This is a genomic window from Bacillus sp. DC4300-2b2 (genome assembly GCF_049895685.1).
GTDB lineage: Bacteria > Bacillota > Bacilli > Bacillales > Bacillaceae > Bacillus > Bacillus safensis.
Genome location: NZ_JAFCSW010000004.1, coordinates 240137 through 260393 on the forward strand (window position 1 = coordinate 240137; position 20257 = coordinate 260393).

General features: G+C 43.7%; 19 protein-coding genes. 10 read left to right on the forward strand and 9 right to left on the reverse strand.

All coding sequences use genetic code 11. The features are described from left to right. Positions 1–21 precede the first annotated feature (21 nt). The gene (locus tag ACP69X_RS15075; RefSeq protein WP_426052813.1) at positions 22–1503 is read right to left on the reverse strand and encodes an amidase; all 1482 of its coding nucleotides are present in this window, start codon (positions 1501–1503) and stop codon (positions 22–24) included. A 187-nt stretch (positions 1504–1690) separates the two neighbouring features. Here ACP69X_RS15075 and ACP69X_RS15080 point away from each other — a divergent pair, with 187 nt between their 5' ends. Next, on the forward strand, positions 1691–3304 hold the full coding sequence (locus ACP69X_RS15080; protein WP_041088873.1) for a S8 family peptidase: 1614 nt from the start codon (positions 1691–1693) through the stop codon (positions 3302–3304). A gap of 39 nt (positions 3305–3343) precedes the next feature. On the opposite strand, the gene ACP69X_RS15085 is transcribed toward ACP69X_RS15080, so the two are convergent. Continuing rightward, positions 3344–3880: a DUF402 domain-containing protein gene (locus tag ACP69X_RS15085; protein WP_041088871.1), complete on the reverse strand. Its 537-nt coding sequence runs from the start codon at positions 3878–3880 to the stop codon at positions 3344–3346. Positions 3881–3994: 114 nt separating this feature from the next. Here ACP69X_RS15085 and ACP69X_RS15090 point away from each other — a divergent pair, with 114 nt between their 5' ends. Continuing rightward, positions 3995–4198 (forward strand): hypothetical protein, encoded by a 204-nt coding sequence (locus ACP69X_RS15090; RefSeq protein WP_041088869.1) that lies wholly within the window; start codon positions 3995–3997, stop codon positions 4196–4198. A gap of 57 nt (positions 4199–4255) precedes the next feature. Here the strand turns inward: ACP69X_RS15090 and ACP69X_RS15095 are convergent, their stop codons facing one another. Continuing rightward, positions 4256–4792, reverse strand: coding sequence for a GNAT family N-acetyltransferase (locus ACP69X_RS15095; RefSeq protein WP_426052814.1), 537 nt, complete (start codon positions 4790–4792; stop codon positions 4256–4258). Positions 4793–5005: 213 nt separating this feature from the next. Between ACP69X_RS15095 and ACP69X_RS15100 the strand changes: the two genes are divergently transcribed. Next, positions 5006–6223 (forward strand): multidrug effflux MFS transporter, encoded by a 1218-nt coding sequence (locus ACP69X_RS15100; protein WP_305960777.1) that lies wholly within the window; start codon positions 5006–5008, stop codon positions 6221–6223. Positions 6224–6294: 71 nt separating this feature from the next. On the opposite strand, the gene ACP69X_RS15105 is transcribed toward ACP69X_RS15100, so the two are convergent. The 4 genes from ACP69X_RS15105 to ACP69X_RS15120 all read right to left on the reverse strand — a co-directional run bounded on the left by ACP69X_RS15105 (position 6295) and on the right by ACP69X_RS15120 (position 8306). Then, positions 6295–6465, reverse strand: a complete 171-nt coding sequence (locus ACP69X_RS15105) for a hypothetical protein (protein WP_426052815.1) — start codon at positions 6463–6465, stop codon at positions 6295–6297. Then, on the reverse strand, positions 6462–7049 hold the full coding sequence (locus tag ACP69X_RS15110; RefSeq protein ID WP_041088863.1) for a DUF1700 domain-containing protein: 588 nt from the start codon (positions 7047–7049) through the stop codon (positions 6462–6464). The genes ACP69X_RS15105 and ACP69X_RS15110 overlap by 4 nt, the downstream gene beginning before the upstream one ends. Beyond that, on the reverse strand, positions 7042–7359 hold the full coding sequence (locus ACP69X_RS15115; RefSeq protein ID WP_024424392.1) for a PadR family transcriptional regulator: 318 nt from the start codon (positions 7357–7359) through the stop codon (positions 7042–7044). The genes ACP69X_RS15110 and ACP69X_RS15115 overlap by 8 nt, the downstream gene beginning before the upstream one ends. Positions 7360–7475: 116 nt before the next feature. Further along, positions 7476–8306: a YitT family protein gene (locus ACP69X_RS15120; protein ID WP_024424393.1), complete on the reverse strand. Its 831-nt coding sequence runs from the start codon at positions 8304–8306 to the stop codon at positions 7476–7478. A 335-nt stretch (positions 8307–8641) separates the two neighbouring features. Between ACP69X_RS15120 and mmuM the strand changes: the two genes are divergently transcribed. From mmuM to ACP69X_RS15135, 3 genes are all read left to right on the forward strand, one after another. After that, entirely contained in the window at positions 8642–9580 is a 939-nt protein-coding gene (mmuM, locus tag ACP69X_RS15125) for a homocysteine S-methyltransferase (RefSeq protein WP_041089299.1), read from the forward strand. 38 nt (positions 9581–9618) lie between these two features. After that, entirely contained in the window at positions 9619–11022 is a 1404-nt protein-coding gene (gene mmuP / locus ACP69X_RS15130; protein WP_047203047.1) for an S-methylmethionine permease, read from the forward strand. Positions 11023–11145: 123 nt separating this feature from the next. Next, positions 11146–11766: a hypothetical protein gene (locus ACP69X_RS15135; RefSeq protein ID WP_041088857.1), complete on the forward strand. Its 621-nt coding sequence runs from the start codon at positions 11146–11148 to the stop codon at positions 11764–11766. A 307-nt stretch (positions 11767–12073) separates the two neighbouring features. Here the strand turns inward: ACP69X_RS15135 and ACP69X_RS15140 are convergent, their stop codons facing one another. Together ACP69X_RS15140 and ACP69X_RS15145 are read right to left on the reverse strand one after the other, a co-directional pair. Beyond that, positions 12074–12556, reverse strand: coding sequence for an Ig-like domain-containing protein (locus ACP69X_RS15140; protein WP_058837247.1), 483 nt, complete (start codon positions 12554–12556; stop codon positions 12074–12076). A 107-nt stretch (positions 12557–12663) separates the two neighbouring features. Continuing rightward, the gene (locus ACP69X_RS15145) at positions 12664–15330 is read right to left on the reverse strand and encodes a S8 family serine peptidase (RefSeq protein ID WP_426052816.1); all 2667 of its coding nucleotides are present in this window, start codon (positions 15328–15330) and stop codon (positions 12664–12666) included. A 179-nt stretch (positions 15331–15509) separates the two neighbouring features. Here ACP69X_RS15145 and ACP69X_RS15150 point away from each other — a divergent pair, with 179 nt between their 5' ends. From ACP69X_RS15150 to mngB, 4 genes are read left to right on the forward strand one after another with little or no spacing between them, the layout of a single operon-like run. Next, the gene (locus ACP69X_RS15150; protein WP_258954516.1) at positions 15510–16031 is read left to right on the forward strand and encodes a PTS sugar transporter subunit IIA; all 522 of its coding nucleotides are present in this window, start codon (positions 15510–15512) and stop codon (positions 16029–16031) included. Next, positions 16028–16357, forward strand: a complete 330-nt coding sequence (locus ACP69X_RS15155; RefSeq protein ID WP_007498438.1) for a PTS fructose transporter subunit IIB — start codon at positions 16028–16030, stop codon at positions 16355–16357. Before ACP69X_RS15150 ends, ACP69X_RS15155 begins: the two co-directional genes overlap by 4 nt. Positions 16358–16392: 35 nt before the next feature. Further along, on the forward strand, positions 16393–17511 hold the full coding sequence (locus ACP69X_RS15160) for a PTS fructose transporter subunit IIC (protein ID WP_024424401.1): 1119 nt from the start codon (positions 16393–16395) through the stop codon (positions 17509–17511). Positions 17512–17539: 28 nt separating this feature from the next. Further along, positions 17540–20203: a mannosylglycerate hydrolase gene (mngB, locus tag ACP69X_RS15165; RefSeq protein WP_305960781.1), complete on the forward strand. Its 2664-nt coding sequence runs from the start codon at positions 17540–17542 to the stop codon at positions 20201–20203. Positions 20204–20257 lie beyond the last annotated feature (54 nt).

The window sequence follows — 20257 nt, forward strand, 5'->3', positions numbered from 1 at the left end:
ACCAAAGTCGCTTATCATGCGTTATCGATTTAATTGACTAGTTCCTTTCCAAATCGAGGATGTCTCCATTTCTGCTGCAAGCCTGAGCAGCCAGTCCTCTTTCCCTTTAGGTGCTGTCACCTGTACCCCTAAAGGCATGCCCGCGCTAGTGAGATGAACAGGAACACTCATTGATGGCTGACCTGTTAAGTTGGCAAGCTGTGTAAATGGGGTGTACGTCAAGCTCTTGAGGAACATATCATAAATAAGATCCTGCTGTGCTTGCATTGAAAGAGATGACACACGTAAAAGTGCGGCTGTTTCCTGATCTGAATGCATAAGCTCACCAACCTTTGGAGCTGAATAGGCAGTAGCTGGTGTCACATAGAGATCGTAGGTTTGATGAAATGACGCCATTTGTGCAGCAGCCCGATCCCACGCATCAAGACTTTCTGTATAAGCAGCAGCGGTCACATTCTTGCCAGCCTCCGCCAGTACCCATGCCACGATGTCCGTTTCCTCCGGCTTTACTGGACGCCCTAACGAACGAGCCAAGGAAGTGAATAACGCAGACATTTCTCCGCTGTTCATCACGTAATATTGCTGCATGAGATGAACCCCATCAATTTCCGGCTTGGCTTCTTCTACTTGATGACCTTGCTCACTCAGCCATTTCACTGTTTGCTGAACAGCCTGCTTCGCTTCCTCACTGACCTTCGTGCCAACTGGAGATTCTACACTGTAGGCAATTCGCATAGAAGATGTACGTTTCGCCAGATCCTCTTGGTAGCTGCCATCGTATAGCGGAGTTTGGAAAGCAGCTTCGGGCTGAATGACTTGAAGAAGATCAAGAAGGGCTGCACTGTCCCGCACTGTTTTAGTGAGTGTAAAGTCGATGGAAGCCCCTTGCCACTGCCTTCCTGCGCCTGGGCCTACCGGCGTTCTTCCCCGCGTGGGCTTAAGGCCGAACAAACCGGTAAAAGAGGCTGGAATCCGAATGGAACCACCGCCATCACTTGCTCCGCCAGCAGGTACAATGCCGCTTGCAACAGCTGCTGCTGTCCCGCCGCTTGAGCCGCCTGGAGAATAGTCCGTATTCCAAGGATTTCTCGTTGGCCCATGTAACGCAGGTTCCGTCACATTTCTTAAACCGAATTCCGGTGTATTTGTATGCCCAATCATGAGAAAACCAGCCTGCTTCAATCGATCAACAAAGTGCGAATCCGAGTTGGCTTTTACATCCTTTAACAGCAAAGCGCCTGCTGTCAGTGGTTCATTTTTGATCCCTTGCGATATATTTTTCAACACAAACGGAACGCCCGCAAATGGCTGATAATCATGTAACTCCTTGATGTCTTTTAAAACTTGATCTTGCCTCATCTGTATCACAGCGTTTAGTTCTGGATTGACCTCATTCAATCTATCAAATGCAGTCTGCATAAGCTCCTCGGGCGTTACCTGCTTATTCCGCACAAGTGCTGCTAAGCCAGTCGCATCATACGTCATATACTCTTTTACGTTCATCAGCATGTCCTTCTTTCTCTTATCTTGATGTCTCTATTGTCTACTAGAATTCTATGAATTTCAATTTCAGGTTACTTGTAAACATAACTTTCTCAACAAGACGACAATTCTACTATCCCATCCCTCTGCTTTCTCCGATATAATAGAGAAAAAAAGACCGAGGTCATCGGATGAGAGGAGCCACGCATTGAAAAGGAAATTACTTATCGTCATTGCGTTTCTTCTTGCGTTGACAACTGCTTTGCCCTTCCATACGCAGGCAGCTGCACCGCCAAAAGAAACAGATGTCATCATCGTCTATAAAAATCAAAAAGGAAAACAAACAGCTATTGAGGAAAGTGAGAAAGTGAACGCACAGTACATACATCTTCCCGCTGTCGCTGTGACAACAGATGAACAAGCGGTCACCTCACTCAAAAAAGACCCAAACATCGCTTACGTCTCAAAAAACGTAAAGGTTAAACTCGCAGCTTCTACTGTGAAGAAAACAGCCGCTGCTACTAATCAGGATGCATTGGTACAAAAATCTTACAACCTGCAAAAACTAAATATAAAGCAAGCAATAAAAGAAGGCGTCACTGGTAAAAATGTAAAAGTAGCCGTTTTAGATACTGGCATTTTCTCACACGAGGATTTAAAGGTAGCCGGCGGTAAATCATTCGTGAACTACACATCCTCTTATAAAGATGATGAAGGACATGGCACACATGTCGCAGGCACGATTGGTGCGCTTAATAACGATTATGGAACAGTTGGCGTCGCTTCTGGTGTGAAGCTGTATGCTGTGAAAGTGTTAGATAAAAAGGGAGAAGGCGATCTATATAGTCTGCTTCGAGGCATCGATTGGGCGATTACCAACAAGATGGACATTATTAATTTAAGTTTAGGCTTTGAAGACAATATCCCCATCTTGCGTTCAGCAGTGGATGAAGCCTATAAAAAAGGACTGCTTGTGGTCGCTGCAAGCGGAAATGATGGGAAAAAGAATTATATTAGCTACCCTGCCGCTTACAATAGCGTCATTGCCGTTTCTGCAACGACTGACAAAGATAAACTCGCGTCTATCTCGAATACAGGGAAAGGGATTGAATTTTCTGCCCCTGGCCAGAACGTCATCAGCACTTATTTAAAAAATGAATATTGGTATGCAACGGGTACATCACAAGCTGCACCGCATGTCACAGGAATGCTGGCACTGTTAAAGCAGCTTCATCCGAAGAAAACAAATGCACAGCTTCGCACTTTATTGCGCAGCTATACAGTGGATCTTGGCGCAAAAGGAAAGGATCCACAATTCGGCTATGGCCGCGTGCAATATGTGCCGCAATCCTCCTTTTTAAAGGCTGCGGCCAGTGCTGTTAAAAAAGCCGAAACATCTAAAAAGCAGGAAGATGTCAATCAAGCCAAAACAAGAATTGGCCGGCTCACTGCAAGCAAACAAAAAACAGCACTCACAGAACGGGTGAAGAAAGTCCAAGCATCCATTGATATCCGCTCGGCACGTGCAAAGGTCAAAACAGCAGAAAAAAACAAAACACAGAGCGCTATTAAAAGTGCTCAAACGGCCATCAAAAAACTAAACAAAGGCAAAGAAAAAACAAGCCTGCAAAACCGGCTCGACAAAGTCAAAAAACAAGTCGCTTATCAAAAGAAAGTGACAGACGCTAAACAAAAGGTCAAAAAAGCGGAAGCGAAACGAACAAAGAAAACAAAAGCAGCGGCCCAAAGCGCTGTCAAACAGCTAAAAGCCTCCAAAACAAAAACCAATTTACAAAAACGATTAAACCGTATTAAGGTTTAACAGAAAAAAACGATTCCTTTCAGCGAGGAATCGTTTTTTCTATTTCAACATCGGCTCAAACAAACTGTGATGATATTTTCCTTCGGCATCTGCCCTCACTTGATCGAGAATGCTTTCTAACGAAGCCATCACGCCCTTTAATGCCCGATGCACCGAACCGTGTTCAAAATCCGCTAAATTCTCCGGCAATTCATCTTCATCCAGCACAAAGACAACACCATTCGGGAGAACAAGAAGATCAATAATGAGATCTTCAAACATGACCAGCTGGCCGTTGAACTGAGTATCTCCCACCATATTAAGATAAGACCCTAGTTCCTTTCCTTGATCATCTCTCCAGAAATATATGTTGTAAGGCCGATCCTTCCAATAATAGGCGGTCGTATAGCTTCCTTTAGGAATGGTTAGAGCACCATCACCTGCCCTCATCGTAAACGGGTCTTCAATCTTGTGAAACAGCACAGCCTGCTGCTTCTGTGCGTCTAACAGCTGACAGGTATGTTCCACAACTTTTTGATCGTATTTGATTTTTCTCTCGATGACTTCATCCCAACGATCCGCATGCAGCGAAAACAATATGTCACAACTCCCTCTAAACACTCGTTTCTTTCTAGTATACACTGATTTTTTTTGAAGAAATAAAGGGATTGCGCTTTTACTTCTGGAAGATGAATAATGAGGTGAAAAGAAATGAACGGAATCACGATTCTTGAAAACTTTACACAGCTTGGACAAATCATCCTCGTGATTTGCGGCTTTGCCCTTTATTGGCAGCTAGTGAAAACGAAGAGAGAACGAAAACTGTCTCCTTATGAGCGCATGTTAAAATTCTTTGTCATGTTCGGTTTCATCTCGTGGGGGGTATCATATTGGGCGCTGGCACTATGGGCGTAAATTGAAAAAGGAAGAGCTGCCCATGGATGTAAGCTCTTCCTTTTGCTGCACGTTATATTATGAACCTGCCGGCTGTTCTTTCTTGATCACATATTGATAGCTCTTGACATGCGTCCCACTCGAGCTCACAAAATCTTTATCAAGCGCACGCTCAAAGCCCATTCTTTCATATAGGCGAATAGCGGCCTGCATTTTATCAGATGTATGCAGATACAGGACATTTTCGCCCCATGATTGCGTTAGTTCAATACTTTTACGCAGCAAGGACTCTGCAATTCCTTTTCCCCTCACATCGGGATCTACTCCTAAAAACCGGACGATGGCTGATGTAATGCCCATTTCTGGATTGTCATATGCTTGCTCTGATGAACGGAACATTTGAAGCGTCCCCACAATCTTGCCATCAAGCTCAGCCACCAGCATCAGCTCCATGTTCGGATTATCTACAGCTGCTGCAAGCGCGGCAGAATAATCTTGCCAGCCTTCCTCTGTAAATTGAGGCGCATACTGTGCATAGGATTTGATCAGCACGTTCCTGATGGCCTCATGATCTTCTTTGACTGCTTGACGAATGATTAGCTCTTGCTGCTTCATGTCAGCACCTCCTGCTCTCTATTAGTGGATATACGTATCATGCAATCACTGCATGTGATCACCTTACTCTTTTCTCTACTCATTCAATGTAAAGAGTCTCATTCGAAAGATCAATCATTTTGCACGGAAACATCTTTGAAAATTTTTCATTGAAAAGGAACGCTTGATTCATTATGCTGTGTTGAGGAAGTATACGAGGAGTGCTGTCATCATATGAGTTCTTTATCTTATCCCCAAGAATCGAAAAAAAATCGATTTCTCCTTGCCGCATTGCTCGGATCTTTAACAGCCCTTGCTCCGCTGGCAATGGATATGTATTTACCTGCATTGCCTCATATTGCTCGTGATTTTGAGGCAAGTACCGCTCTGTCCCAATTAAGTCTCATGGCTTGTCTCATTGGACTGGCGCTTGGCCAGCTGATTGCAGGCCCGATCAGCGATACGATCGGCAGAAGAAAACCGCTGATGATTGGCTTGATTATCTTTATAGCTGCTTCACTTCTTTGTACAGTAGTCACATCGATTTGGACGTTCATTCTTCTTAGATTGATTCAAGGACTTGCTGGTTCAGCAGGGATTGTCATTGCACGAGCTATCGTGCGAGATCATTATGAAGGGTCAGAAATGACGAAATTCTTCGCACTGCTGATGTTAGTCAACGGGGTGGCTCCGGCAGCAGCACCTATTGCGGGCGGACAGATTTTACGCTTCACGACATGGCAGGGGGTATTTGTCCTACTCGGAATTCTCGGGGCATTGATGCTGCTGAGATCCATCTTTTCACTGCAAGAAAGCTTACCTGCGGAGCGTAGACAGACCGGGGGCTTTCAACAGATTGCAGGCGCGATGAAAATTTTAGCCAGTGATCGTCTCTTTGTTGGATATGCCCTCTCACAAGGTCTTGTATTCGCAGCGATGTTTGCTTATATTTCCGGTTCACCGTTTGTGCTCCAGGATATTTTTAACCTTTCTCCACAAGGCTTTAGTGCGGCCTTTGCGGTGAATAGTCTTGGGATCATCACAGCTGGACAAGTATTTGCCCGAGTCGCTGCGAAAATCGGTGAAGAGAAAGTCCTTCGCATTGGATTGCTGACAGCTGCGTTAGGGGGAGTGACTTTATTTTTCATGATCTCGATTGATGCAGGATTGTACGGTATTCTCATTCCGCTGTTTTTTGTGGTATCAAGCGTTGGAATTGTCGGGACCTCTGCACCGTCTCTTGCAATGCAGCATCACGGGGCACATGCAGGAAGTGCAGCTGCACTGATCGGTGTGGCGCAAATGCTGCTAGGCGCTTGCATGACACCTCTTGTCGGACTAGCCGGAAGCCAAACGGCCTTTCCAATGGGTCTGATCATTATGCTTTGTGATCTAGGCGCACTTTGCTGTTATTTCTTCTTTGTGGCCCGAGCGAAAAAAAGACCCGCATAAGCGGGTTTCAGACTGTTGACAAAGGGCTAAAATGATCTTGATTTTAGCTCTTTGTCTTTTTTCATTTTTTATTATGGCTTGCTCCAATTGATGGTGCGGAACACGTTGCTCTGGTCATTATTGTGATATGCATCTAGATCAAAGCCTGATATGCCAAAACCAATTGTCATGACAATTCCTCCGGCAACGGTGAAGATGATCCCCCATTTGATGCATTGCTTTTTTAAATCATTCACGTTCATACTCTCACGACCTTCTTTTTAAACATTCCCATGAATGCCTTAGTTGTTTGAATAGTCATTTGCACAAATAGCTTTGTCAAATACGCCGTGGCTATGCCGCTTAATAATCCGACACCTAATAGAAAAATACCAACGCCAATCTGCGTCACCACCACATGCAAACCGTCCTGAAAGATAAATGGAGAACCAATGATGCTCCAAAAACCGCCGAGCAGACCAGTGAGCGTCACTGTTCCTGTCACGAGTGGAATGCACCAAATCACCATATACACAGAAAGAATCAGCAGGAAGACTGTTGCTAGAATACTGCCCCATAACGGAAAGCCTAAAATGAGAATGGAGAGTCTTGTGGCTTTTTCTCCAAACGTCGGCACCTGAACGGTTTTTATTCCTTGTTCCTTCATAATCCCTTCAGCGATCATAGCAGGCTGCCCGACTTGTTGAACCGCTTCCTGTTCACTGTAGCCATCTTCCTGATAATCCTCAATCATTTCATCGTAGTATTCGATAAACCGATCACTATCTTTGTCGCCTAGAAGATGCAGATGCTTCTTTAGGCTGCTTAAAAATTCTTTTTTATTCATTTCCCTGTCCTCCAGAAATAAAGTCGTAAATCGCCATCACCTGATCCCATTCCTCTAAAAACTGCGCCATATGCTCCCGCCCGCTTTCTGTCATGCGGTAGTATTTTCTTAATCGACTGTTATGTTCCTGGGAATAGGTCTCCACATAATTGTTTTGCTCTAAACGCTTTAAAATCGGATACAATGTCGATTCTGATATCTCAATACAATGGGACATATCTTTAATGATTTGATAACCATAGGAATCGCCTTTCTTTAATACCGCCAGTACACAAAATTCCAGTAATCCTTTTTTTAATTGTGCATTCATGTTTACAACTCCTAACTCTTTATACTATACATTACATAGTATTGTGTGACAAGAGGTATAGAGAATAAAAAAAGACCCTTTTTCGGGTCTTTTAGCTCTTTGTCTTCTTTTCATTTTTATATATTTACAAATCCTTCTCCGAACACATCACGCACGTCATGGACAACCACAAATGCGTCTCGATCAATTTTCTTAATAATTTTCTTGAGGCGCATGAGCTCTTGCTTTTGAATGACTGCGTAAAGAATTTCCTTCGATTCCTTTGAATAATGTCCGCGTCCGTTTAAAATTGTTACGCCTCGGTCCAGAGTGTGATTGATTTCTTCCGCAATATCATCTTTGCATGAAGAAATAATCGTCACTGCCTTTTTCGTGTTAAGCCCTTCTATCACGAAGTCCATCACCTTTGTCGCCACGTACAGCATTACAATGGTAAACATTAATTTTTCCGCACCAATAATAAAGTAGGAAGCAAATACAACGATCAGATCAAAGAACAAGATGGCATAGCTCACGTTCCAGTCTAAATACTTGTTGGCAATTCTTCCGAGAATGGCAGAGCCCGCCGTTGTTCCGCCTGCTCTTAGCACTAGACCAATCCCAATACCGATGATAATTCCTGCAAAAATCGCTCCAATGATCAATTCATGAACATTCACGACCCATGTTGTGGTCAAGTGTAAAAATAGAGAGTTACTTGCGACGGCAACCACCGTATAAATCGTGGTCTTCTTGTCCAAGTATTTATATCCCACAAGTAATAAGATCGCATTCAACACAAGGTTCGTCAGCCACGGTGCAATCTCAAACAAATAATAAAAAATGATGGACAGCCCCGTTACGCCGCCTTCACCAAATTCAAGCGGAATGACAAACATGTTCACTGCTGCGGCAAATAAAAAAGAACCAACTAAAATCATCGCTATATCTTTTACACATTTTTTCAATTCTTCTTTCCTCCTTTTTTAAGCATATAAAAAACCCTCTTTCTGCACGAAAGAAGACAGTCGTTTGACAAAATAAAAATCAAAAGACGGCGCCTTTTGATGAAGCTTTCTGAAATCAATCTTTCCATAATATATATCTCTTTTTAGAGGCTGTCAATGACTTGGTTTTCTATTATTTTGACTGCATTTTTATGCATCAAAACCCGCATGTTTTCAGGGTTTTTTCGCTCTAAGATGCTTTTTCCTCTCCTTGACAAAAACACTTTAGTCATTTAAACTACTGCCTCATATCATATCCATTATTTCCGATCTAAAAAGGAGGCTGTTTGATTCCGATGAATCCTATTCAAAGCCGTTTACAGGCTCACGCACCTTTGATTTTAGACGGTGCATTAGCAACAGAGCTTGAACGAAAGGGCTGTAACTTAAATGACAGTTTATGGTCAGCCAAAATACTTATTGAACAGCCACAATTGATTCAGCAAGTACACTTGGACTACTTCCAAGCAGGTGCTGACTGTGCCACAACCGCCAGCTATCAAACAACGATTGAAGGCTTTGCTGAAAAAGGCTATACAAAAAAAGAAGCGCTTGAACTCATGAAACGCTCTGTCACTTTAGCGAAAGAGGCACGTGATCTTTTTTGGCAGGATGAAGCGCGTCGTGAAGGGCGGACAAAACCATTTGTCGCTGGATCTGTGGGGCCATTCGGCGCTTATTTGTCTGATGGTTCAGAATATAAGGGAAATTACGGACTCTCTGAGCAGGATCTCATTGATTTTCACAGACCAAGAATTCAGGCGTTAGTAGAAGCGGGGGCAGATATTCTTGCATGTGAAACAATTCCTTGTCTGATTGAAGCAACAGCCATCGCAAAGCTGCTGCGGGATGAATTCAGCGGGGTATCTGCTTGGATCACATTCAGCGCAAAAGATGGCCTGCACATTAGTGAAGGTGATTTCATACGAGTATGTGTACAGGCGCTTGAGCCTTATGAACAAATCGCTGCTGTCGGCGTGAACTGTACGCCGCCGCAATTTATCTCTTCTCTCATTCAAGAGATGAAAAAGGGAACAAGCAAACCGATTGTGGTGTATCCAAACTCAGGTGAAGTATATGATCCTGAAGAAAAGGTATGGAGCGGAGATACGTCACATCTTACTTTTGGCGAATGTGCGTATCAATGGTACAAAGACGGCGCACATATCATCGGTGGCTGCTGCCGCACGACTCCAGAAGATATCAATGACATCTTAAAACGAACCACATCATGAATCATCACACATACTTCTAAACAAAAGGGCGGGAAGACATGGAACAAGCAAAAGATCAGTCACAACAATATCAACGAAAAATGACGAGCCGGCACCTGTTCATGCTTTCTCTAGGCGGCGTCATTGGGACAGGGCTCTTTTTAAGCTCTGGGTATACCATCAATCAGGCCGGACCTGCGGGAACCATTCTTGCCTATCTTGTGGGGGCATTAATTGTCTACCTCGTGATGCTTTGTTTAGGTGAGCTGTCTGTCGCAATGCCGGTCACAGGGGCTTTTCATACGTACGCAACAAAATACATTGGACCTGGTACAGGCTATACGGTCGCTTGGCTATATTGGCTGACGTGGACAGTGGCACTCGGTTCGGAATTTACAGCGGCAGGATTATTAATGCAGCGCTGGTTTCCAGACACTTCGGTTTGGATGTGGAGTGGTGTTTTTGCTCTTCTCATCTTTTTACTGAATGCATTTACAGTCAAATTTTTTGCAGAATCAGAGTTTTGGTTTTCCAGTATTAAAGTGATGGCTATTATTCTCTTTATTATTCTTGGCGGAGCTGCAATGTTTGGTTTGATTCCATTAAAGGGCGGTGAGGCCGCTCCGTTCTTTTCTAATTTCACTGGCGAAGGCGGACTTTTCCCAAACGGCTTTTTACCGATTTTAATGACGATGCTTGCTGTCAATTTTGCTTTTTCAGGGACGGAGTTGATTGGGATTGCTGCGGGTGAAAGCGTCAATCCTGACGAGACCATCCCAAGAGCCATTCGCACAACTGTCCTGCGTCTCGTCCTGTTTTTCGTTGGAACGATCGTTGTTTTGGCTGGCTTGATTCCAGTAGAAGAAGCCGGGGTGATCAAAAGCCCATTTGTCGTGGTATTTGATCGTATCGGGATTCCTTATGCCGCAGATTTCATGAATTTTGTCATCCTGACCGCGATCTTATCTGCCGCAAACTCAGGATTATACGCGTCATCTCGTATGCTTTGGTCACTTTCTGAAGAACGGACACTTCCTAAAAAACTGGCGAAGCTGACGTCAAAAGGAATTCCTTTGAATGCACTCATTTTAAGTATGATCGGTGGTATTCTTTCATTGCTATCGAGTGTGATCGCACCAGAAACGGTATATCTTGTCCTTGTGTCAATCTCTGGACTGGCCGTTGTGGTTGTATGGATGGGGATTGCTGCCTCACAGTTGATGTTTCGGAAAAGATTTTTACAGGAAGGCGGACAGCTTCAAGATTTATCCTTTCGAACCCCGCTCTATCCAGTGGTTCCGATTGCTGCCTTCCTCCTATGTCTTGCATCTGTCATCGGCATTGCCTTTGACCCAAATCAGCGGATTGCCCTCATCTGCGGCATTCCTTTCATTGCGCTCTGCTATGCTGCCTATTATGCGACAGCTTGGATTCAGAAAAAACGAGAAAAACCTGGTGTATAAACATCAGGTTTTTTTCTAATAAAAGCAGCTGACAAAAAAGGATATCACTAGTAAAAGAAGCACACTTTGGTATATGATAGGAATCTATGATTTTCAGGATGAACCAAGGGAGTTGTCGTGAATATGGAAATGACCATTACAAGAGCATTAAGTGAACTGAAAATGTTAGATAAAAGGATCAACCGAACCGTTGATGACGCCGTACTTGGTGGATTGATGATCGGGAAACATATACAGCACGGATTTCAAAATCAAGAAGAAGTTGAAAAAAAGGCGAAGGCTGATGATCAATCGATTCAAGCTTTAATCAAACGCCGGAATGCCATCAAATCAGCCATCGTTGTATCAAATGCAACCACAATGATTGATGTGGCAGGTGTCCGCATGACGGTGGCAGAGGCGATTGAACGTAAGACGTCGATAGACTACGATATTCGTTATTTACGGAAAATGAAACAAGTGTACAAAGAGCTGGTCGACAAAGCAGAACAAACCAATGAAGATGTGAAAAAGAGACTTGATCAGCATTTAGAAACCTTGTTTGGGAAAGATGGAAAGACACAAGCGGCTGCCAACCAAGAGATCGTGAAGTCTTTTCTAGCTGAAAATGAGGCAGTGATCATCGATCCGCTTCGCCTTCGAGTAAAAATTGAACAGCTTTCGAAAGAAATTGAAGATTTCCAAATGGAAGTTGATTTTTCCTTGTCTGAAAGCAATACACTGACGAAAATACAGATCGATTAATTGATTTTGTTAGTGAGCCGAAAATCGATAGAACTAAACACCTCCGAGGGAAAGGTCATTCCCTCCTCATCTGATGATCATCTTAGGATGATCCTTGATAAAAGCTCAAAGCTGAACGTTCAAGGATCAAAGTTCAAGTATGAAAGTTCTTATCCATCAAAGCTGAAGATTAAAAGTTAAACGCTCGATCGAATCTGGGAATAACGGCTGATGAGTGTTTGTTTATCGACTCTTTCGGTTGCCGCCCAGCAGGTTTGCTAACAAAAAGAAAAGGATGTCACTTGATGACATCCTTTTTTCTATGAGATTAGTAACGTGATGTATACGCCAAATGGTACACACTTGTGACATTTGAAGATAGTTTGATGTCGTTTGACGTGAACGTCACTGGAACGATATCGTAGTAATGTGTTGACCAGCCTGCATTATTGTATGATTGGTAGCCTGCACCTGCAGGAACTTGAAACGTGAGTGAAAACTGTCCATTCTCGTCTGTTGTGCCTGTCGCTGTTTGAGCATATGATTTGATTGCTGCTTCAAAATAAAGCTGGATCGGCTGATTAGGCATGAGGTTTCCGCTTGCATCTTTTAGTGTCCCTTTAAACGTAGCTGGATAATAAGAACCCACGCGATATTTACTGCCATAGCCGTAATTCACTATTCCACTATCGGCTGCTGTGACACTTGTTACTTGTACGGATGCTGGTACTGCACCTGTTTCTTCAGCATGTGCAAAGCTCGGGAATACGAGAAGCAATGATAGAAAGAAAGCAAACATGATTTTTTTCATCGATAAATCCTCCTTTTATTTCCTACTATATTACTATCGACAAGAATTGGTATTTTTCCAGTATAAAACAAAAGAACTCCCCTTTTTTAGAAAGGGAAGTTCTTCTTTTATTTTTTCACAACCACTTTTACTGCTTTGCTTTCTCTTTTTCTCACATCTGAAGCAGTCACATACAAAACCGTTTTGGCTTTTTGTGGTTTTATTTGGGCAGTAAATGCGCCCTTGCTATTGGTTTTGACTGTTTTGATGACTTTCTTTGATTTGTTTTTCACTTTAATGGTCAAGCCTGCACCCGCAGTCCCTTTGACCGCTTTACTTTTGACTGTTACTTTGCTCACTTTCGGCTTAGCTGGTGCTTTGCCCTTTTTCACGACAGTTTTGAGCGTCGTAGCAGCCTTTCCTTTTGAAATCTTAATGCGAAGGACCTTGTTTTTGTTCTGATACTTGATCTTCACACTAAAGGTTCCCTTTTTACCTGCTGTGCCTTTTCCAAGCAGGGTTTTGCCTCTATAAACAGAGATAGCAGCGCCAGCTTTTGCTTTACCAGTCACCTTTTGATGCTGATCCTCCACTTTGCTCACAGATGCATTCAATTCGACAGCACTTAATGCAGCAAATGCATTCAGTCTGCCGTGTCCTGTCATCCAATCGACACCTGGAATTTTCGGATCAACAATTGGTTCCTCGTTTTCATCATAGAAAACGTCGTCTTTTCCATCAATAGATTTAAATGAGATATCATCTGCTGTACTTTGCAAAAGATTTCTCACTTGATTTGGCTTCAAGGATGGATTTTTAGAAAGCAGTAATCCTGCTGCTGCTGCCACATATGGTGTCGCCATTGATGTCCCGCTAAGGTATGAGACGTTCCCATCAGGCATTAAGCTCGGAATATCAGAACCTGGTGCTGACATGCTCAGTCCTTTGCCATAGCTTGAGAACTCAGCGGCAATATCCATACGGTTGCTTGCGCCAACCGCCATTGCGTATTTTGACGTCGCAGGGTAGCCCATTTCTGGTACGCCATCATTTCCACTTGCCACGACGACTAGCACATTTCTTTGTGCAGCATAATTCATTGCATATTCAATCACTCTGCTGTAGTAGCCGCCAAGGCTCATGTTGATCACCTTTGCACCTTTGTCCACTGCATGCTTGATGCCAAGTGCAATATGCTCTGTATCTCCAAATCCATAGGCATCCAGCACCTTCACCGGAATGATACCCGTATGTTGGTTGAGGCCTGCCATTGAGTAATGATTATCGGATTTTGCGGCAATGATGCCTGCCACATGCGTACCGTGTCCATTGTCATCAATCGCATCTTTGTTTCGCCCAATGAGATTCGCACCTAAGTCTGTACGAACAGTCCCGCTTAAATCTGTCAAACGGCTGTCTACACCTGTATCCACAACAGCAATTAATGTTTGCTTCATTTTGCTTGTGCCAATCAGTGTATTCATTTGTTCAAATTTGACGTCAGCGCCTTTTTTTCCGCTGTTTTGCGCACTGTTTTTCAGCGGCCACTGATAATCATACTGCGCGTCGTTGCTTAGCGCACGATAGGTTTGAACAGGCTCTGCAAATTCAACATTCGGCATGCTGGAAAGCTTTCTTGCCGTGCTCTTGATGGCCGCTTTGCCTGCTTTTAGTGTCTTTCCAGCTGATTCTTGCCCTGCTGGTACATCATAGACATACATGCCTTTGAATAAAGGACTGACTGACTGTGATGTCACACGGTTTTCTTGGATACCGTAGCTTTTCATCTTCTTTTTCGCAGATTGAAGTGTTTGGCCATCCTTTAATTTAAAAATGATCTTATTCGTTTTAACCTTCTCTTCTTTTACAAGCTTTTGTTTCTCTAATACATAACCAACTGATTTTCCTTCAAGCTGATCAATACCAATTTTTTGACTGAAAGCTTCTAATTCCTTTTTTAAATAAGCCGGACTTGCTTCTTTGAGCATATCAAAAAGGGAACCGATCGCCTGCTGTTCTTTTTCTGTTACGATATGACCGCTAAATGCACCATTTTTCTCTACGTCACTTAGCAGTGTTTTTAATGTGAGCAGATGATTGTATACCTTTTGCTGCTCTTTTTGATGTTTGATGAGCTTCGATTTGAGAAACGGTTTTGTTTTTTGGAGCAGACGCGAAAGCTTTTGACCTTCTGCCGTTTCATTAAATCGTTTATCTTCGATTGTACGAATCGATTGTAGAATTTCACGCCCGTACTTTTTCTCAATAATGATGATTTCAGGCTCATCTTCTTCAGGGAAAACAGGTTCAGAAGGAGGAAGGTTAGCTCCTTTATACCCGATTGTATATGCCGCATCCTCTTCCTCATCACGGCTGTCTTCCTCTGACCCTAAATAAAGCACTTTGACATAATAGGGACCTGACCATGCGTGCGGGAAGTTGATCTCTGTCTCTCCGCTTGCTGTGTCCACGCGATATCTTGAATAGGTGTCATCCTTCATCGCTCTGTCCTTACTTGGATAGACCGATACGGACAGCACTTGTTTACTTTTCACAGAAATTTGCATATGTGTATGTTTTGCCACCTCTTGTGCAGATGGCGTGATTTGATACCATGACTCTTCCTTTTCATTCTGTAATGTACCTGAGATGACTTCACCATTTTTTAACCCAATGGCTTCATTGACACTTGTTCCATGACTGGCAGCTGCTGCCTCGTATCCAGGTAATGCTGCCATACATAGAATGATGGCCATGAGTACGACCACACAGGATTTGACCTGCTTTTTGAACATGAAAAGACCCCCTTATCTTTTATGATACCTTGGAAGAATATCACAGAAATACATTTAGTAGAATCTGTTTTTTATATAATTAAACTCGTTTTAAGCTAGGATTTGAGATATTCAGTCAGCAAGACGGATAGCTTCATAAACTTTTTGCCATTTCAAACGGAAAATGATGCTATTTAACCATGCTGAAAAGTACATTACAATCAACTTGTAAGCGCTTAACAAACAAGAGAGAAGGGATCAGCTTGTTCCAAAAAGATCATGTTTTCACACAAGTAAACGGACGATCAAAGAATGAGATTTTACAATACATTTCCGAGAAAGCTGAAGACCTTCAGATTACAAATGATCAGGCGGGGCTATTAGCAGATTTGTTGACACGCGAAGACGAAGTCTCAACAGGACTTCAGCAAGGCTTCGCCATTCCACATACAAAAAGCTCCAATGTACAAACGGCTTCACTTCTTTTTTTAGAACTTGAACAACCCATTGAATGGGGAAGCTTCGACGATTTGCCCACAAGCTATCTATTTACACTGCTCGTTCCACTAGAAGAAGCAAATGTCACACATCTGAAATTACTGTCAGGTATTGCGACAAGCCTAATGGAACCTGCTTTTATCGAAAAGATTCAACCAGGTCAAACAGCTGATTACTATTACGAAGTCATTGAACAACAATTGAAAGAGGGGATTACACAATGAAAATTGTCGGTGTCACTTCATGTCCAGCAGGGTTAGCTCATACACCAATGGCAGCAAAAGCGTTAGAAAATGCGGGTAAACAGCTCGGACACGAGATCAAAATCGAACAGCAAGGAATTATGGGACAGGTGAACGGCATTACAGCAGAGGAAGCAAAGCAGGCAGACCTCTGCATCATTGCCTCAAATCAGCATATCAACGATGCAGAACGCTTCTCAGGCATTCCCACTGTACGTGTCGAAATCGGACGTGCCTTAAAAAATGCTGAACAAATTATCACCAAAGCCGTAGCACTTGTAGAAAAGAAAAAGTCTGAATCTCAATAAACATGAGCAATGCCATATAGAAAGGAGCAAAGAAAATGAAAGCAAAATTAAAAGTCATTGAAGGCCATCTCATGACCGGTATTTCTTATATTCTTCCTGTAATCATCGGTGCTTCACTTATCGTTGGTTTAGCAAAATTGGTCGGGTTAGGGTTTGGTGTTTCAGATTTAAACACCTATAAGGATGCTGGCGGCATATTGCACGGTGCCTATTTAATGGAGCAGGTTGGCTGGACAGGCATTGGCTTAATGAACGTCCTGCTCGCTGGATTTATCGCCTATTCCATTGCAGATAAATCAGGTCTTGCGGCTGGTTTTATCGGCGGTGCCCTTGCCAGCTCAACAAATGCCGGATTTATAGGTGCCGTCATTGCAGGCTTCTTCGCAGGATATGTTGCTCTTTTTGTGAAAAGAAAAATTCAAATTCAAGGCTCTGCAGCTGGACTCGTCCCTCTGCTCATCCTGCCGCTGATTACCGTTGGCTTAACCGGACTTCTTATGTCAGTTCTTCTAGGCGGACCATTAGGCGCTTTGAACACGGCATTAATTGAATGGATCAAAGGCATGGTCGCTGATGGAACAAGTACACTTGCGCTCGCTCTCATTTTAGGTGCGATGATTGGCTTCGATCTTGGCGGACCGGTGAATAAATCCGCATGGATGGCTGGTAACGCGCTCTTCCTATCAGGCGTCTACCTCCCTGCCATTCTTGTCAATATTGCGATTGTCATTCCACCGCTTGGATACGGGCTTGCGACATTGATTCGAAAACGCAACTTCTCTCCAACCTTTAGAGAAGCCGGGCGAGGCGGCCTTGTTATGGGCATTATCGGTATTACGGAAGGGGCGATCCCTTTTACCCTCGTCAATCCTTTGAAATTGATTCCGCTCAATGTTGTCGCATGTGCTGTTGGAAGCGGGGTCGCTGCATTATTAGGAGTTCATGACATCATGCCGCCAATTGGCGGGCTATACGGCTTCTTCTCAGTCGGAAACTGGTGGGCTTATTTAATCGGAGCCCTTACTGGCGCACTCGTCATCGGTATTGGCGCCAACCTGCTTGTGAATTTCTCTGAGAAAAAAGAGCCAAAAACGCCGGAACATGATCAGAAGCAGAAAGAAGAAGACGATTTTGACCTTGTGCTAGAAGGATAATTTGAACGAAGAAAGGTGTCGTTGATCAATGACTGTCAATGTACATGTGATTCCACATACTCACTGGGACCGGGAATGGTATTTCACCACCTCCCGCTCCCGTATCTACTTAATGAAAAGCGTAATGGACATTTTAGATACCCTTGAAACAGATGAAAGGTTCCATTACTTCATGCTCGATGCCCAGGCTTCCTTATTAGATGATTATTTGAAATGGCGTCCAGAGGATGAGAATCGAATCAAGAAGCTCGTCACAGCGAAACGTCTCATCATCGGCCCATGGTATACCCAAACCGACCAGCTCGTCATTTCAGGTGAATCGATTGTGCGGAACCTGCAATATGGGATTGAACGCTGTCAGCAGTTCGGCCACGTGATGAAAGTCGGCTATGTCCCTGATTCCTTCGGTCAATCCGCACAAATGCCTCAAATTTATCGCGGCTTCGGTATTGTCGATACAGCATTTTGGCGCGGCGTTTCTGACCATATGACCAATCATACTGAATTCAATTGGCGCGGCGCTGACGGCAGTGAAGTCTTTGCTGTGAACCTGCCATTTGGCTACTACTACGGCGGGAATATTCCTGAGAAGGATGAGGACTTACAAGCCTTTTTATCTGAAAAAATCGGTGCATTGCAAGCAAAGGCCACCACAAAGAATGTCTATTTCCCGAACGGATTTGACCAAGCACCAATTCGCAAAAACCTGCCTGACTTATTAGAAAAAGCCAATGAACTTGACGAGCATCACTATGAAATCAGCAGTTTAGAAGATTATATTGCAGCCGTGAAAAAAGAGCGGACATCTTTTGAGACATTACAAGGAGAGCTCATTCATGCGAAGCATATGCGGATTCACAAATCTATTTTTTCAACACGAGCGGATTTAAAAATCTTAAACAATCAAATTGAAAACTATCTCGTGAATGTGATGGAGCCCATCCTAACGATTAGCTATTCGCTTGGACACGACTATCCGCATGATACGGTTCGCGATATTTGGTACCTTATGTTTGAAAATGCAGCGCATGACAGCATTGGCGGCTGTAATAGTGACACGACAAACCAAGATGTCTTCTTCCGCTACAAGCAGGCAAAGGAAATCGCCGAGAATCTGGTGGACTTGCACATGCGTCTCATCGCTATTCGACTGCAAACAGAGCAGGAAATCACGTTCACTTTATTCAATACACTGCCTTCAACGCGCTCTGAAGTCATTGAAGTCGAAACGTTTATCACGGAGCGTCCATTTACGCTAAAGGATGCAAATGGACGAACGCTTCAGTACACAGTGAAAAGCAAAACCGATGTCACAGATTATGTGCTGGCACAGCAAATTTCTCTTAACCCAAGTAAAGAAGTGTACATGCCAAAGCAAGTATGGAAAGCCGTGCTGCTGATTGAAGCCATCGACTTACCGTCAGTAGGCTATACACAAGTGAGCATGGTCTTCGATGAATCAAGCGAATCTCTATGGGAAGAAACTAAAGGACGCGTGATCGAAAATACGTATTACCGCATTGCGGCAAATGACAACGGATCACTGGACATCACAGACAAACAAACAGGCAAGACCTTCTCTGAGCAAATGATCTTTGAAGACAACGGAGACGATGGGGATTCTTACAACTATTCACCACCGCGTGAGGATCTGTATGTCTCATCAAAAGATCTTTCATCAGCGGACATCTCAGTGTCTAAAAGCGGCCTGCAAGAGGAGCTGACCATCAAGCTTCAGCTCACTGTCCCTTATGACCTAGAGGCGCGCTCTCAGCAATCGGCTGCGACTTCACTGCCGATCACAGCGAAGGTGGCATTAAACAAAGACGATGCTGTCATCCGTTTTCATGTAGATGTCGATAACCATGCATTGGATCATCGCCTTCGTGTTCTTTTTGATACAGGCATCGCATCAAACGTATCACTAAGCGATCAACAATTTGGTACAATCGAACGCCCAACAGAGCTCACGCAAGAGCTTGAATGGTGGAACAATGAACATTGGGAAGAAAAACCGATCACCATTGAACCGATGCAATCCTTTGTCGCACTTCGTGATGAAGCATATGGTGCCGCTCTGTTGACCGCCTGCGTGAGAGAATACCAAATCACAGGAGAAGGTTACACAACGATTGCGTATACGCTCTTCCGCTGTTTCGGAAAAATGGGGAAAGAAAATCTCCTTTATCGTCCAGGACGCGCATCTGGGGAAAAAATTGTGGAGACACCTGACGCTCAGCTGCAAGGTGCACTGTCATTCTCATTTGGTATGCACTATAGCAAGGATGCAGTCAGCGAGGGACACTTAGCGCAGCTTGCCAAACGGTATACCACCCCTGTTCAATGCTACGAGCGGGCAGATTTTTTAAACGGTCGTTTAATTTTCTCTTTCCGAGATGAAAAAGAAGACTTACAATCTACTTATAGCCTGCTTGACATCGAGACAGATGGAGCCATTCTAAGCGCTCTGAAAAAAGAGGAGCATGGAACAGGCATTGTCATTCGTCTCTTCAATCCATATTTAACGCGTCAAACAGCCGCTTCAATCAATAGTTCATCTCTACAACACGGAGAAACAGCGAATTTAGGAGAAACACCTGAAGGACAGATACTCAAAGCACAACATGGATCATTACACATTGAACCGCTTACACCTTGTCAGGTACAAACCTACATTGTAAAGAAAAAATGAACATGTAGGGGCGGGATCCATTGGATTCCGCCCCTCTTTAATGGAGGGCATTGA

Coding starts and splice junctions, on each gene's coding strand:
- ACP69X_RS15095 (WP_426052814.1), bottom strand. CDS start 4,792: ATGAAGCAGCAAGAGCTAATCATTCGTCAAGCAGTCAAAGAAGATCAT.
- mmuM (WP_041089299.1), top strand. CDS start 8,642: ATGAATCCTATTCAAAGCCGTTTACAGGCTCACGCACCTTTGATTTTA.
- ACP69X_RS15145 (WP_426052816.1), bottom strand. CDS start 15,330: ATGTTCAAAAAGCAGGTCAAATCCTGTGTGGTCGTACTCATGGCCATC.
- ACP69X_RS15100 (WP_305960777.1), top strand. CDS start 5,006: ATGAGTTCTTTATCTTATCCCCAAGAATCGAAAAAAAATCGATTTCTC.
- ACP69X_RS15150 (WP_258954516.1), top strand. CDS start 15,510: ATGCTGAAAAGTACATTACAATCAACTTGTAAGCGCTTAACAAACAAG.
- ACP69X_RS15140 (WP_058837247.1), bottom strand. CDS start 12,556: ATGAAAAAAATCATGTTTGCTTTCTTTCTATCATTGCTTCTCGTATTC.
- ACP69X_RS15075 (WP_426052813.1), bottom strand. CDS start 1,503: ATGAACGTAAAAGAGTATATGACGTATGATGCGACTGGCTTAGCAGCA.
- ACP69X_RS15160 (WP_024424401.1), top strand. CDS start 16,393: ATGAAAGCAAAATTAAAAGTCATTGAAGGCCATCTCATGACCGGTATT.
- ACP69X_RS15135 (WP_041088857.1), top strand. CDS start 11,146: ATGGAAATGACCATTACAAGAGCATTAAGTGAACTGAAAATGTTAGAT.
- ACP69X_RS15090 (WP_041088869.1), top strand. CDS start 3,995: ATGAACGGAATCACGATTCTTGAAAACTTTACACAGCTTGGACAAATC.
- mmuP (WP_047203047.1), top strand. CDS start 9,619: ATGGAACAAGCAAAAGATCAGTCACAACAATATCAACGAAAAATGACG.
- ACP69X_RS15115 (WP_024424392.1), bottom strand. CDS start 7,359: ATGAATGCACAATTAAAAAAAGGATTACTGGAATTTTGTGTACTGGCG.
- ACP69X_RS15110 (WP_041088863.1), bottom strand. CDS start 7,049: ATGAATAAAAAAGAATTTTTAAGCAGCCTAAAGAAGCATCTGCATCTT.
- ACP69X_RS15155 (WP_007498438.1), top strand. CDS start 16,028: ATGAAAATTGTCGGTGTCACTTCATGTCCAGCAGGGTTAGCTCATACA.
- ACP69X_RS15105 (WP_426052815.1), bottom strand. CDS start 6,465: ATGAACGTGAATGATTTAAAAAAGCAATGCATCAAATGGGGGATCATC.
- mngB (WP_305960781.1), top strand. CDS start 17,540: ATGACTGTCAATGTACATGTGATTCCACATACTCACTGGGACCGGGAA.